Origin of the sequence: Gibbsiella greigii, assembly GCF_039540155.1 — a bacterium.
In the GTDB taxonomy this organism is placed as follows: domain Bacteria; phylum Pseudomonadota; class Gammaproteobacteria; order Enterobacterales; family Enterobacteriaceae; genus Gibbsiella; species Gibbsiella quercinecans.
This window is the reverse complement of record NZ_BAABEM010000049.1, coordinates 76,037-89,613: the sequence shown is the minus strand read 5'-3', so window position 1 is coordinate 89,613 and position 13,577 is coordinate 76,037. Positions and strand designations below refer to the sequence as shown.

At 57.4% G+C, this 13,577-nt stretch carries 13 protein-coding genes; 3 read left to right on the top strand and 10 right to left on the bottom strand.

The window, feature by feature from the left end:
- Positions 1-25: 25 nt before the first annotated feature.
- The 6 genes from maa to AC559G_RS21410 form a co-directional block, all read right to left on the bottom strand.
- Positions 26-592, bottom strand: a complete 567-nt coding sequence (maa, locus tag AC559G_RS21435) for an LbetaH domain-containing protein (protein WP_498914558.1) — start codon at positions 590-592, stop codon at positions 26-28.
- 97 nt (positions 593-689) lie between these two features.
- Complete coding sequence (locus AC559G_RS21430; protein ID WP_438597580.1) at positions 690-1,043, bottom strand: MmcQ/YjbR family DNA-binding protein; 354 nt, start codon at positions 1,041-1,043, stop codon at positions 690-692.
- A 3-nt stretch (positions 1,044-1,046) separates the two neighbouring features.
- Entirely contained in the window at positions 1,047-1,463 is a 417-nt protein-coding gene (locus AC559G_RS21425; protein WP_498914556.1) for a YjbQ family protein, read from the bottom strand.
- A gap of 220 nt (positions 1,464-1,683) precedes the next feature.
- A complete protein-coding gene (locus AC559G_RS21420; RefSeq protein WP_498914554.1) occupies positions 1,684-2,877 on the bottom strand; it encodes an amino acid aminotransferase in 1,194 nt (397 codons plus the stop codon).
- Between the two features lie 70 nt (positions 2,878-2,947).
- The gene (locus AC559G_RS21415; protein WP_498914553.1) at positions 2,948-3,565 is read right to left on the bottom strand and encodes a YitT family protein; all 618 of its coding nucleotides are present in this window, start codon (positions 3,563-3,565) and stop codon (positions 2,948-2,950) included.
- A gap of 284 nt (positions 3,566-3,849) precedes the next feature.
- Positions 3,850-4,317, bottom strand: coding sequence for an Lrp/AsnC family transcriptional regulator (locus tag AC559G_RS21410; RefSeq protein ID WP_095846888.1), 468 nt, complete (start codon positions 4,315-4,317; stop codon positions 3,850-3,852).
- Positions 4,318-4,865: 548 nt separating this feature from the next.
- Between AC559G_RS21410 and AC559G_RS21405 the strand changes: the two genes are divergently transcribed.
- Both AC559G_RS21405 and rhaT read left to right on the top strand, forming a co-directional pair.
- Positions 4,866-5,633: a transporter substrate-binding domain-containing protein gene (locus tag AC559G_RS21405; RefSeq protein ID WP_121553384.1), complete on the top strand. Its 768-nt coding sequence runs from the start codon at positions 4,866-4,868 to the stop codon at positions 5,631-5,633.
- A gap of 279 nt (positions 5,634-5,912) precedes the next feature.
- On the top strand, positions 5,913-6,947 hold the full coding sequence (rhaT, locus tag AC559G_RS21400) for an L-rhamnose-proton symporter family protein (protein WP_498914551.1): 1,035 nt from the start codon (positions 5,913-5,915) through the stop codon (positions 6,945-6,947).
- 3 nt (positions 6,948-6,950) lie between these two features.
- Here rhaT and rhaR read toward each other — a convergent pair whose 3' ends face one another.
- A complete protein-coding gene (gene rhaR / locus AC559G_RS21395) occupies positions 6,951-7,838 on the bottom strand; it encodes an HTH-type transcriptional activator RhaR (RefSeq protein WP_498914549.1) in 888 nt (295 codons plus the stop codon).
- Positions 7,839-8,135: 297 nt separating this feature from the next.
- Here rhaR and AC559G_RS21390 point away from each other — a divergent pair, with 297 nt between their 5' ends.
- Positions 8,136-9,392 carry a flavin-containing monooxygenase gene (locus AC559G_RS21390; protein WP_498914547.1) on the top strand — a complete coding sequence of 419 codons (1,257 nt, stop codon included), beginning with the start codon at positions 8,136-8,138 and terminating at the stop codon, positions 9,390-9,392.
- A 205-nt stretch (positions 9,393-9,597) separates the two neighbouring features.
- Here the strand turns inward: AC559G_RS21390 and AC559G_RS21385 are convergent, their stop codons facing one another.
- The 3 genes from AC559G_RS21385 to AC559G_RS21375 form a co-directional block, all read right to left on the bottom strand.
- Positions 9,598-10,638 carry an ABC transporter ATP-binding protein gene (locus tag AC559G_RS21385; RefSeq protein WP_438597573.1) on the bottom strand — a complete coding sequence of 347 codons (1,041 nt, stop codon included), beginning with the start codon at positions 10,636-10,638 and terminating at the stop codon, positions 9,598-9,600.
- Between the two features lie 12 nt (positions 10,639-10,650).
- Positions 10,651-12,369, bottom strand: coding sequence for an ABC transporter permease subunit (locus AC559G_RS21380; protein ID WP_498914544.1), 1,719 nt, complete (start codon positions 12,367-12,369; stop codon positions 10,651-10,653).
- Between the two features lie 89 nt (positions 12,370-12,458).
- On the bottom strand, positions 12,459-13,553 hold the full coding sequence (locus AC559G_RS21375) for an ABC transporter substrate-binding protein (RefSeq protein ID WP_498914542.1): 1,095 nt from the start codon (positions 13,551-13,553) through the stop codon (positions 12,459-12,461).
- Positions 13,554-13,577: the final 24 nt, after the last annotated feature.

Genomic DNA, 13,577 nt, shown 5'->3' with positions numbered 1-13,577 from the left:
ATCAGGCGCCCATCCGGGCGCCTGTTTACTGTTGCGGCAGCGTTTTCAGCACCCTGGCCGGGTTGCCGCCCACCACGCAGTTGGCCGGCACGTCTTTGGTCACCACCGCGCCGGAAGCCACCACCGCGTTATCGCCAATCGTGACGCCAGGGTTAATCACCGCCCGGCCGCCAATCCATACGTTATTGCCAATGGTCACCGGCTTGCCATACTCCACTCCGCGTGCGCGCAGCGCCGCCTCTAACGGATGCGTGGCAGTGTAAATATGCACGCCCGGCGCCAGCAGGCAGTTGTCGCCGATGTGCACTTCACACACGTCCAGCATGACGCAATCAAAGTTGACGTAGATGTTACTGCCCAGATAGATGTTGTAGCCATAGTCGCAGCGAAAGTTCGGCTCGATAGTGCCGCCCTGGAACCGCCCCAGCAGCTCCGCCAACCATTGCGCACGCAGTGCGCCCTCGTCCGGCGCCGAATGATTGTAATGATGCAGCAGTTGGCGCGCACGAATGCGCTCGCGGCGCAGCTGTTCGTCCTCGGCATTGTAAAATTCACCGGCCAGCATTTTGCGTTTTTCGTCACCGATCGCCATACGATAAGCATCCCTTGTCAATGTTGTTTAACCGAATGACCAGGCGGCATGCCGCCATCGCTTATAATACCGTCGCCGCACGCCGGCAAGATGCCGCTTAGGCATGCAACGCCTGGCGCACCTGTTCCGGCAACCCCGCCAGCACCAACTGATATGAACTGTCAATCAAGGTATAAAACTGCGAATTGGGCAGATCGCCATCAAGAAACACCGCGTTCCAGTGCGCTTTATTCAGGTGCTCGCACGGCACGATCTCCGGGTGCAGCTCACGCAGGTTTTCCGCCAGTTCCGGGCTGCTTTTTACCGCCAACGCCGGGCGGCCATCCACTTCCCATACCATGGCGAACATCACATCCCCAACCTTGATCTGGCTGGCCTGCCATTGGGGCTGTTCGCTTTGCTGCGCGCCCGGCTTGGCCATACAGTATTCCAGCAGTGCTGAGTGGTTCATTGGCTATTCCCCTTGTAACGTGGCCACGACGCGGCGTGCGCCGCCGTGGTTACGGTGTTCCCCAAGCCAGATCCCCTGCCATGTTCCCAGCATCAACCGCCCGTGGCTGACGGGCAAAGACAGCGACACGCCCAACAGCGAAGATTTGATGTGGGCAGGCATATCATCCGGCCCTTCATAGTCGTGTTGATAGGGTGCATCTTCCGGCACCTGGCGAAGAAAGTGCTGTTCCATATCGAACCGCACGGTGGGATCGCAGTTCTCGTTAAGCGTCAGCGAGGCTGAGGTATGCTGCAACAACAGGTGCAGCAGGCCGATTTTCACGCGATGCAAATGGGTTAGCTGGTCGGTGATTTCTTCCGTGACCAGATGAAAACCACGCGCTTTTGCGCTGAGGATAAGCGTTTGCTGATGCCACATAACTGAGCTCCCTCAATCAGTATATTATTTATCCAATCGGCGACAACTCTGGCCGCCGCCCCCTGTAAGCGATATCCCATTATTGTGCGTGAAAGCGCATGACATGCTGCTTGTCTGGCCCGGTTTCACGCATTGCGACGGTATATCAGCGAAAAAAAAGGACGATAGCGATATCGTCCTTTCTCAAATAACAGCGAACCGCAGTTCACCCTAACAGCATTTACTGCACGGCGGCAAATGCCTCCGCCACCAGGTGCACGTTGTTATGGTTCAGGCCGGCCACGCACATACGGCCGCTGTGGATCAGGTAAACGCCGAATTCATCACGCAGGCGATCGACCTGCGCCGCGCTAAATCCGGTGTAGCTGAACATACCGCGCTGTTGCAGCAGATAGTCGAAGTTGCGCTGCGGCAGCGCGCTTTTCAACGCGTCGACCAGAGTATGGCGCATCGCCAGAATACGCGCCCGCATGGCTTCCACTTCATCCAGCCACTGCTGCTTCAGGGCGGCGTCTTGCAACACCGTCGCCACCACCTGCGCGCCAAACTTCGGCGGGCTGGAATAGTTGCGGCGCACGGTGGCCTTCAGTTGGCCCAACACGCGCCCGGCCGCTTCGCTGCTTTCACACACCACGGAAAGGCCGCCGACGCGTTCGCCATACAGCGAGAAGATTTTGGAAAACGAGTTGCTCACCAGGCACGGTAGGCCGGCGGCGGCCATCGCGCGGATCGCATAGGCGTCTTGCTCCATGCCAGCGCCAAAGCCCTGGTAAGCGATGTCCATGAAGGGGATCAGCTCACGTTCGGCCACCACCTGCACCACCGCATCCCACTGGGCGTTGGTCAGATCCGAACCGGTCGGGTTGTGGCAGCACGGGTGAAGCAGCACGATGCTCTTCGCCGGCAGCTGTTTCAGCGCCGCCAGCATGGCGTCGAACTTCACGCCCAGGCTGGCGTTGTCGAAATAAGGATAGGTATTCACCGTGAAACCGGCGCCGCTGAAAATGGCAACGTGGTTTTCCCAGGTCGGATCGCTCACCCACACCTGGGAATCCGGGAAATAGTGGTGCAGAAAATCCGCCCCGACTTTCAGCGCGCCGGAACCGCCGACGGTCTGCACGGTGGCGATGCGGTTCTGCTGCAGCATGGGGTGATCGGCGCCGAACAGCAACGGCTGGATAGCGCTGCGATAGGCCGGCAGCCCTTCCATCGGCAGATATACCGAAGCGCCCTGTGGTGCCGCGTTCAGTTGCGCCTCCGCGTTGGCGACCGCCTGCAGCTGCGGGATGATCCCCTGCTCGTCATAGTACAGGCCGATACTCAGGTTCACCTTGCGCTCACGGGGATCCTGCTTGAAAGTTTCCATCAGCGACAGGATCGGATCTCCGGCATAGGCATCAACATTTTGGAACACGTAATGGCTCTCCTTGGTTCAGTGATTCAGCGGCGCTTATTACCATTCACCGGCCACGCGCAATCGCTATCTAGTGGACATAGCGGCCAGGCCGGTGGTTCATGGCGATAATCAAATTCAGCACCAGTGCGCCCAATATAGACGCTATCAGCATGGGAATACTCACCACGAATAATGAGGCCAGCACGATGATCACATCAACCCCCATCTGCAGCTTGCCGGCACGCAGGCCGTATTTGTCCTGCAGGTAGAGCGCCAGGATGTTGACGCCGCCCAGGCTGGCCTGGTGGCGAAACAATACAATAAACCCTAATCCCATAATCACGCTACCGAATACCGTCGCGTAAAACGGCTGCAGGCGGTCAAAATGGATAAAGTAGGGGTGCAAATCGGAAAAGATCGACACCAGCGCCACCGAACAGAAGGTTTTTACGGTAAAGGCCCAGCCCATGCGGCGGATCGCCAGCCAGTAAAACGGCAGGTTCAGCAGGAAAAAGACCACGCCGAAAGACAGTGGCGTCAGGTAGCTAATCAGGAAGGCCATACCCGCGGTACCGCCGGTCAACGCGCCGACCTGCCGCAATAAAATAACGCCGAACGACACCATCAGAGTGCCGATAACGATCGCCAGCACATCTTCCAGCCAACTATGCGAAAGGTTTTCTTCGGGGGTAATGCAGTTATCCATGGGGTAATTACTCTACGTCAGGAAGTCATCATCGCCCGGCACAGCGGGCCTATGGCGTTGAATAATGCAAGAAGTGCACCATGGAAGAGAAGGCCGACCGGCGAGGCGGTAGTTAACTTAGCTAATGCGCTGTTTTCCCTCAAGAAGAAAATGCACGATATACGCATAAAAAAGGCATATCACGCACAATAAGACCGATAATGGACAATGACAGGCTCAAAACAAGCAGGATATTCCCTATTTTGGTGCATTGCGCCCCAAAATAGGTCGCCCTGCGCGGGAGATTAACGCGCCACTGGCAGCAGGCCGTTTTCTTTGATGCGGTTAAGCACCACCGCGGTTTTCACATGCCCAACGCTGCTGTGGGTCAACAGGGTTTTGCTGATAAAATCGCTCAGCGCGGCCAGATCGGCCACGGCCACCTTCAGCAGATAGTCGGCGTCGCCGGTGGTCTTGTAAGCATCCAGCACCGCGTCCGCCTGTTCCAGCAGCTCATGAAAGCTGTCCACCCGCTCATGCCCGTGGTGGGTCAGACTGACTTCGATCAGCCCCACCATGCCAAGCCCCACCGCCTCTGGCGCCAAGCGGGCATGGTAACCGCGAATCAGCTGCGCCTGCTCCAGGCTGATACGCCGCCGTGAACACTGGGAGGCGGACAACCCCACCAGATCGCTCAGTTCCTGATTGGTCAAACGGCCGTTGGCCTGTAACAGCGTCAGGATTTTCATATCAAAATCATCAATGTTGTACATAGCCACCCATAAACTGTGTTAAGAAATATCGACGCTATCCCCAAAATCATTCAAGTTGCAGGGCAAAACGCCACCGGTGTTTTCAACAGCGCGGGAGCCGGTAACTGCGCCCGGCCGCGGCCCCATCGGGGCAAGCCCAAAGATAGGCCCAATCCAGCGGCAACTTGACGTATGATGGAGATATCAGACTATCAGTTTTTTTGCCGTTGTAGTCCCCCTGGCGCCGAAAAGGCGGGATACAACAGCAAACGGCCCATTGATGGCATAAATAACGGCTAACGCCGATAAATCAACAACAATTAACGGCTATGTAGTACTTTTATACTCAAAATAATTCGAGTTGCAGGCAGGCGGCAACGCAGCGAACCCCCAGGAGCTTACTCAAGTAAGTGACTGGGGTGAGCAAGGACAAATTCGTCAGGAACGAATTTGAACGCGGTTCACCGCGCCCGTCAGGGCGAGGCCCAGGGAGGGGCCGAGTTATTGCCAACACACCTGCAACTTGAAGTATGACGGGTATAGCCATGCATTTGTAACAAGGGAACTCCATGAAAAGAATACTGCCTCTTGCCCTGCTGCTCGCCGCCGGGAGCGCCAGCGCCCAATCGCGCCTGGACAAAGTTCTGCAACAAAAAACGCTGGATGTGTGCACCACCGGCGACTACAAGCCCTATACCTTCCTGAAGGAAGACGGCAGCTATGAAGGGATCGACATCGCGATGGCCGAATCGCTGGCCAACAGCCTGGGCGCCAAGGTGAAGTGGGTGAAAACCACCTGGAAAAACCTGATGACAGACTTTGTCGCCGGCAAATGCGATATCGCCATGGGCGGGATTTCCGTCACGCTGGAACGGCAAAAACGGGTGTTTTTCGCCGAAAAATTGGATGTGGACGGCAAAATCCCGCTGGTACGCTGTACGGACGTGAAGAAATACCGCACCGTCGAGCAAATCAATAAGCCCGGCGTGCGCCTGATCGAACCGGCGGGCGGCACCAACGAAGCCTTCGTGCATGCCTACCTGCCGAAAGCGGATTTAACGCTATCCCACGACAACATGGGGATTTTCCAGCAGTTGGTGGATCGCAAAGCGGACGTGATGATCACCGATGCCTCCGAAGCCTTGTATCAGCAAAAACACTACCCCAAGCTGTGCGCCGTGAACCCGGATCAGCCGATGCAGTATGGCGAAAAGGCCTATATGCTGCCGCGTGACGACATGAGCTGGAAGCTGTATGTCGACCAGTGGCTGCACCTGGCGAAAGCCACCGGGGAATACCAGCACGTGCTCGATCAGTGGCTGGCCGCGAAGAAATAAGCCGCCGTTAACCGCGCCCGATAAGCAGCGGCGGGTCGCCTGGCCGCCGCTGCTGTACCCTGCTCGCCCTTGCCTGACCACCCGCCCCCACGGCTTAGCGCCGCCCCACATGCCAAAAATGGCAAACTGTGATCGCCATCCTTCCCACCCACTGAATTTTGCCAGCTTTATGCCACCGGCGGCATTGCATCGAAGGTCGGTCAGTTGCCACCCCCATAGACTCATGGCTATTGGGGGAAGCGCTAATCCCCCGCCAACTCAAAAAATGAGGAGTGGAAAATGAGTGACGCAATAACCATGGGGATAGTCTGGCATTTGATCGGGGCAGCCAGCGCCGCTTGCTTTTATGCTCCGTTCAAAAAAGTGCGGAATTGGTCGTGGGAAACCATGTGGTCGCTGGGCGGGATGGTTTCATGGCTGATCCTCCCCTGGGCGGTCAGCATCGCGCTGCTGCCCAATTTCTGGGCTTATTACGGTTCGTTCAGCCTGTCGACCCTGCTGCCGGTATTCCTGTTCGGCGCCATGTGGGGGATCGGCAATATCAACTATGGCCTGACCATGCGCTATCTCGGCATGTCGATGGGCATCGGTATCGCCATCGGCATCACGCTGATCGTCGGCACCCTGATGACGCCGATCCTCAACGGCAAAATCGACGTCCTGATCGGAACGCCAGGCGGCCGGATGACACTGCTGGGCGTCTTTGTCGCGCTGATCGGCGTGGGTATCGTCACCCGGGCCGGGCAGTTGAAGGAGCGCAAAATGGGCATTCAGGCGGAAGAATTCAACCTGAAAAAGGGCCTGCTGCTGGCCGTCATGTGCGGTATCTTCTCCGCCGGGATGTCGTTCGCCATGGATGCCGCCAAGCCGATGCATGAAACGGCAGCGGCGTTAGGTGTTGATCCGTTATACGTGGCACTGCCCAGCTATGTGGTAATCATGGGCGGCGGTGCGCTGATTAACCTTGGCTTCTGTTTTATCCGCCTGGCCAAGGTAAAAACGCTGTCGCTCAAGGCCGATTTTTCCATCGCCAGGCCGCTTATCATCAGCAACCTGCTGTTTTCCGCGCTCGGCGGCCTGATGTGGTACCTGCAATTCTTCTTTTACGCCTGGGGCCACGCCAAGATCCCGGCCCAGTATGATTACGTCAGTTGGATGCTGCACATGAGTTTCTATGTGCTGTGCGGCGGCCTGGTGGGGCTGGTGCTGAAAGAGTGGAAAAACGTTGGCCGCCGCCCGGTGGGCGTGCTGAGCATTGGCTGTATAGTGATTATTCTGGCCGCCAACATCGTTGGCCTGGGCATGGCGAACTAGGCGCTAGCATGCCGAACCGGAACGGGAGCGCGCTTTCTCCCGTTCCGCAGCGGCGCCAAACCGTTGCCGCCATAGCCGCGGCGTGATACCGGTTTCCCGGGTGAACACCACCGAAAAGTAGTTGCTGTCTTCAAAACCGCAGCGGGCGGCAATATCACTGATCAGCATGTCGCTATGGCGCAGCAGATGCTGCGCCTGGCAAATACGCAACTGGCGCAGATACTGGCTGACCGTCATGCCGGTTTGCTGGCGGAACAGTTCCCGCAGCGGGCGCTCGGCAAGCTGTTGGCGCTGGCAGAATTGCTGCAGATTGAACGGCCGGGCCAGGCTGTTGCCAAGCGTAGCCAACAGCAGATCGATCCCTTCACCCTTTTCCAGGCTGCTGGCGCTGGCGGGCTGGTAGCGATGGCGGCGCAGAATGATGGCAAGCTGCAAAAATAGGCTTTCCGCCAAACAGTAGGACAGTTGATCGCGCTTTTGGCTCTCATGTTCAAGCTGGCCAATCACTTGGCGCGCCTGCGCCATCCCGTGGCTGCTGAGCCGCCAATGCGGGCTGCAGCCCGGCGGTTGGCGCTGCTGCAACAGATCCCCCCAGTCGACGTTCAACTTCAGCCGCTCCGGGCAGTAGATAATATTATGCAGCATCAGTTTATCAACGGATTCATAGCTGTGGCGGTCCTCCGCCCGGATATAGAACAAATCGCCGCAGGTTATCCGGTACGGCCGGTCGTTCAGCGTGTGCAGGCCGTTGCCGCGCCAGATCAGCACGACTTCGCAAAACTCATGGGTGTGTTCGGCAAATACATTCTGCGGATAACGGTCGGCCACCGCCACCGGCTGGGTGGCAGTAGCGAAGAAATCGTCTTTTTTGAGGATTAACTGATCGGCCACAGCGCTGCCTCATGAAAAAAACCATCTGCAAATATCCGCTTTTCTGGCGGAAAAAACGGTGACGGTTCCCGCATTATTGCTCGCAGACGGCGAACCTTACGCTATCGCCTATTGAGTGGCCCCCTCGGGTAACGAACAATCAGCGCCGGTCAAGGGAATTACGGCGGCAGAGCATTCAAATTATATGTTTAGTAACCAGATTTATAATATTTTACCGGGGTAACGCGGTTCAATAGTCTTGAGTGTCTACGCAGTCGGTGAATTTTCTCTCTCCTACGCGCTTCAAAGGACACAGACATGACAGACGAAATCATCAAAACCGATACGCTTATCGTGGGTGGCGGCCAGGCCGGCATTGCGATGAGCGAGCACCTGACAACGCTGAACATCCCGCATCTGGTACTAGAAAAAAACCGGGTTGCCGAAGCCTGGCGCAGCGGGCGCTGGGACTCGCTGGTCGCTAATGGCCCGGCCTGGCATGACCGCTTTCCCGGCATGCAATTTAAAGGCATGGGCCAAGACGATTTCGTGCCGAAAGATCGGGTCGCCGACTATTTGGCCGATTATGCTGAAAAGTACCAGGCGCCCATTCGCACCGGCGTTGAAGTCAAACACGCCGCACGCAACCCAGGCCGCCCCGGCTTTCGCATTGAAACCACGGCCGGGATCATTGAAGCAACCCGCATCGTCGCGGCCACCGGGCCGTTCCAACGCCCGGTGATCCCCGTGCTTGCCCCCGAGGATGCGCGCCTGCTACAAATGCATTCCGCCCATTACAAGAACCCGGGGCAGTTGCCGGAGGGCGCCGTGCTGGTTGTCGGGGCGGGATCATCCGGCGTGCAAATTGCTGATGAACTGCAGCGTGCCGGTAAAAAGGTCTATCTTTCGATCGGCGCTCACGATCGCCCGCCGCGCGCCTACCGTAACCGTGACTTTTGCTGGTGGTTAGGCGTTCTTGGGCTGTGGGATGCGACGGTCAACCAACCGGGTAAAGAGCATGTGACCATCGCCGTCAGCGGCGCACGCGGTGGCCATACCGTGGATTTCCGCGCGCTGGCAAATCAGGGCGTGCACCTGGTCGGCCTGACTAAAAGTTTCCACAACGGCGTGGTGACGTTTCAGCCGGATCTGAGCGAGAACATCAAAAACGGGGACCGGAATTATTTGTCGCTGCTGGATGCCGCCGACGAATATATTGCCCGCAATGGTTTGGATCTTCCTGAAGAGCCGCAGGCGCGTAAATTTTTACCCGATCCGCCCTGTATGACTCACCCCACGTTACAACTGGATTTAGCCGCCGCCGGGGTTACCACCATTATTTGGGCAACCGGCTACAAGACGGATTACAGCTGGCTCGACGTGAATGCTTTCGATGAAAACAACACCCCCAAACATCAACGCGGCGTATCAAGTGAACCCGGCGTGTATTTCCTGGGGCTGCCCTGGTTATCGCGCCGTGGCTCGGCGTTTATTTGGGGCGTATGGCATGACGCCAAATATATCGCCGACCATATAGCGACGCAGCAAAAATACAGCGCCTATCAACGCGGCTAAACCGCGCCGATGTCAGGCCGTGTCCCGCAATAGCGGGACACAGCCTAATCAGTGAATGTTTGATGACGGCCGCAACGGATAACGGAGCGGCTTTTTTATTGGCGGATTCACCGGGAATGTCGATTGCGATTGCGCCGAATCGCGGGCCACCGGAGCGGCCCGCGCAAAAACGCAGTTCTGTTTATCAAAACGGGCAGTAGCGAGTTTAGGCAGAAAGCAACCGGCTGTTGTTCGCATCCCAGTCCAGCGATACTTTGTCGCCAATCTTACTGCCCGAGATACCGCTGCTGCGCACGATAAAACGCTCGCGTCCGGCCAGCGTCACCACAATGCGGGTTTCAGAACCGGCATAGATGCGTTCGCTGATTTCCCCCTGCAACTGCCCGGCCCCTGCGGCGGCAAGGCGGATGTATTCAGGGCGAATGACCAGCGCGCCGTGCCCGTTCGGGGCCGATGATGCCGGCAGCGCAAACGTCCCCTGTTCGGTGACCAGGCAACCCTCGCGCACCTGGCCGCGCAGGATGTTAGACAGCCCGATAAAATCGGCAACGAACGTCGAGTTGGGCTGTTCGTAAATATTCTCCGGCGTATCAATCTGGGCAATGCGCCCCTCATTCATCAGGCAAATACGATCGGACAGCGCCAGCGCCTCTTCCTGATCGTGGGTGACGAAGATGATGGTAGCGCCCGATTCACGGTGGATCCGCTTGATTTCCATCTGCATATTTTCCCGCAGCTTGCGATCCAACGCGCCCAGCGGTTCATCCATCAGAATAATGCCCGGTTGATAAACCAGGCATCGGGCCAGCGCCACACGTTGCTGCTGCCCGCCGGAAAGCGCGCTCGGGAAACGTTTAGCCGCATGTGCCAACGCCACCATCTCCAGCGCGGCGTTAACCTTGCGAGCAATCTCCGCGGCCGGTAGACGGCGCATGCGCAATGGGAAGCCGACGTTCTCTTCCAGCGTCAGATGCGGGAACAGCGCATAGTTTTGAAAAACGACGCCGATATCGCGCTGATGTACTGGCGTCCTGGTTTCATCTTTATCGTCAATCAGTAACCGCCCGGAAGTCGGCGCCGTCAGGCCGCTGATAATTTGCAGCAGCGTTGTTTTGCCCGAACCGGACGGGCCAAGCAGCGTCAGCAGCTCCCCGTTTCTGACGGCCAAATCCAGATGCTGTAAAACGGTTGTTTGGCCGTACTGCTTACCGATTTGCTCCGCCTGCAATTTAATGGTTGATGACATGGTTTTATCTCCTCACAGGGTTTCCGCTTTACGGCGTGAGCGTTCTGCAACAATGAATAACAGGGTGACAATGGTCAAAATAATGACCGAAGCCGCCGCCAGCGTGGGGGTAACCGAAAGCAGCACGTCATCCCACATCTGCTTGGGCAGCGTCTGCTTCACCCCGCCGCCGACAAACAGCGCCACGGTGAGCTCTTCGAAAGAGTTAAGAAAGCCGAAGATAAACGCCGCCACCAGGCTGTTCTTGATCAGGGGCAGCGTAATTTCCCAAATCACCTGCAGCCTGCCGGCCCCCAGAGTGCCGGCGGCCTGATCCAGCCGCCAGTCATAACTTTTGAAGGTGGTGAGGATGATGATAAACACCACGGGTATGGCCATTACGGTATGGCCGAGAATAATACCGGCGTTAGAGCCCACCAGCCCCAGGGTGGCGAACAGGTAAAACAGGGCAACGGCAGTCACGATGTTCGGGATGATCATCGGTAGCAGGAACGTCATCACTACCAGGCTGCTTAATTTGCCTTTATACCGCGAGAGGCCAAAAGCGGCAGCCGTTGAAATCAGCACCGCCAACAGGCCGGTTACCAGTGCGATGCCGACGGAGCGTACCGTCGCGCCGGTCCAGATCGGCGATTCAAGATAAGCCTGCATCCATCGCAGCGAGAAGCCCGGCGGCGGAAACTGCAAAAAGCTGGAACTGCTGAACGCCATCGGCACGAACGACACCACCGGCAGCACCAATACGGCGATCACCAGTGCGCTGAACAGCGTTAGCAACCCGCCAAAGCGCGGGTTACCGGGCAGGCGGCCAAGCACGTTGGCCACCCCATCCGCGCTGCGCGCAATTATCGCGATCAACGCATACCCGACAAGACGCACGCGTTTGCCGCTGGCATGCCCTTCACCGCCTGAAATCGCCGACATGCCAAACAGCTTGTCATAGGCGAAACAGACAACCAGCGTAGTCACCAGCAGCAGCATCGCTACCGCGCCCGCCAGCCGCCAGTTGAGCAACTGTTGCACCTGGGTTATCAGCAACTGACCAATCACCGAATCCTGTGGGCTGCCAAGCAGCGCTGGGGTAATGAAGAAGCCCAGCGAGCCAATAAAAATGAGCAGGCATGAAGCCACCAGCCCCGGCATAGAGAGCGGGAAAAAAATACGCCAGAAACTTTGCACGCGCGATGCGCCCATCGTATGGCTGGCCAGCCGCAAGCGGCCATCGATGCCGGTCATGGTGGGCAGCATGGTGATAATCGCCAACGGCAACATGCTGTGCACCATGGCAAATACCACCACGCCGCGGGTATAGAGCACATTCAGCGGCTGATCGGCGCCCATCGACATCAGGATTTCAGACAGGATCCCCCGGCGCGAAAGCAATACCATCCAGGCAAAGTTTTTCAACAGCGCGCTGGTCCAAAAAGGCAACAGGATCAGCCACATCAATCGGCGGCGGGCACGTTCACTGCGCAGGGATAACCAGTAAGCCACCGGATATCCCACCACCAGACACACCAGGGTAGTCTGTAATGCGATGACAAAAGTATTCAGTGTGACTTTGACATAGACGCTGGCGCTAAACATCTGCCGCCAGACCTCCAGGGAAAGCTGCCCGTCGCTGTTTTGGAAGCTGAGCAACATCAGCTTCAAGGTCGGCCAGGCAAGAAAAACCGCCAAAAACAACAGGCCCGGCGCCGCCAGCCACAGGGGGTGCCGGTTCCACTTCATGGCAAAAGCGCGCCTTTTGGCGGGAGAGGTGACAGATTCGCTCAAGTAAAATCCTCCAGAGTAAAAAGGCGCGGAGCCCTGCTAGCGGATCAGCTCAGTATCCATTTCTCGAAACGTTCGGTCAGTGCCACCTGGTTTTCCCCCCAATAATCCGCCCCCAGCAGCGCCAACTGTTGAATATGATCGGGGGCGGTCGGCAACAATGCCGCTTTCGCCTTATCGATGTATTCATAAGCTTTGATATTGGTCGGCCCACAGGCCAAATCCTGGGTATAGAGCGACTGACGTTTGGGGTCCATACAGAACTGGATAAACTTGCGCGCGGCTTCGACTTTTGGGCTGCCGTGAGGAATGGTAAACCCATCAATGTTATACAGCCCCTGCCCCCAGGCGATGGATGCAGGCGCCCCGCCGTCGATGGCCGTCTGCGCCCGGGTGCTCCAGATACTCAGCAGATCAAGCTCCCCGCTCTGTAGCAACTGGGTGGCCTGCGCGCCGCTGGTCCACCAGATATCAATGTGTTGGCGGATTTTATCCAGGCTGCGGAAGGCGCGTTCAACGTCTAATGGGTAGAGCTTTTTCGCATCGACGCCGTCCGCCATCAACGCCATTTCAAGGGTACAGACCGGGCTACGCCACAAGCCACGGCGGCCCTTGAATTTTGCGGTGTTCCAGAAATCGATGAAATTCGCCGGCGCATGATCGCTGGCGAAAGTATCGGTGCGGTAACCCAATGCCAGAGCAAAAATACTGACGCCGCCAAACTGCGGGGTAATCGCCCCGTTGACGTAGTTTTCCGGATCGGCCACCTGAACGTGGATATCTTCCAGATAGGGTTTCGGCATTTTGTTGAGGCGAACCAGGTGTTCCGGATTAAGCAGCGCCACGTCAAACAGGTAGTTTTTCGTGTCCACCATCATTTGGAATTGCGGCACCGGATCGGGGCCAAGCACGGTATTGATCACTTTGATCCCGGTCGCTTCTTCAAAGGGCTTGTAGAACGCTTTACTAAAGCCCGTACTGTAGGGGCCGCCCACGTCGGCGACCGTGAGGGTGGTTACCTCCGCCGCGCTGGCTGAACGTGATGCCACCAGCGGCGCCAACGACGCAGCCGCCGCTGCCCCCAACCCAAGCTTCAAGGCATCCCGACGCGTGTAGTGTTTCTTGCCGACGTTATTGGTCATTTTTCCCCCTGCTGCATAGCATTA

What these genes read in the sequence shown, in the direction of transcription:
- AC559G_RS21415 (WP_498914553.1), bottom strand. Translation starts at nt 3,565, where the DNA reads ATGGATAACTGCATTACCCCCGAAGAAAACCTTTCGCATAGTTGGCTG.
- AC559G_RS21405 (WP_121553384.1), top strand. Translation starts at nt 4,866, where the DNA reads ATGAAAAGAATACTGCCTCTTGCCCTGCTGCTCGCCGCCGGGAGCGCC.
- AC559G_RS21380 (WP_498914544.1), bottom strand. Translation starts at nt 12,369, where the DNA reads ATGAAGTGGAACCGGCACCCCCTGTGGCTGGCGGCGCCGGGCCTGTTG.
- AC559G_RS21385 (WP_438597573.1), bottom strand. Translation starts at nt 10,638, where the DNA reads ATGTCATCAACCATTAAATTGCAGGCGGAGCAAATCGGTAAGCAGTAC.
- maa (WP_498914558.1), bottom strand. Translation starts at nt 592, where the DNA reads ATGGCGATCGGTGACGAAAAACGCAAAATGCTGGCCGGTGAATTTTAC.
- AC559G_RS21390 (WP_498914547.1), top strand. Translation starts at nt 8,136, where the DNA reads ATGACAGACGAAATCATCAAAACCGATACGCTTATCGTGGGTGGCGGC.
- AC559G_RS21410 (WP_095846888.1), bottom strand. Translation starts at nt 4,317, where the DNA reads ATGTACAACATTGATGATTTTGATATGAAAATCCTGACGCTGTTACAG.
- AC559G_RS21425 (WP_498914556.1), bottom strand. Translation starts at nt 1,463, where the DNA reads ATGTGGCATCAGCAAACGCTTATCCTCAGCGCAAAAGCGCGTGGTTTT.
- rhaT (WP_498914551.1), top strand. Translation starts at nt 5,913, where the DNA reads ATGAGTGACGCAATAACCATGGGGATAGTCTGGCATTTGATCGGGGCA.
- AC559G_RS21430 (WP_438597580.1), bottom strand. Translation starts at nt 1,043, where the DNA reads ATGAACCACTCAGCACTGCTGGAATACTGTATGGCCAAGCCGGGCGCG.
- AC559G_RS21375 (WP_498914542.1), bottom strand. Translation starts at nt 13,553, where the DNA reads ATGACCAATAACGTCGGCAAGAAACACTACACGCGTCGGGATGCCTTG.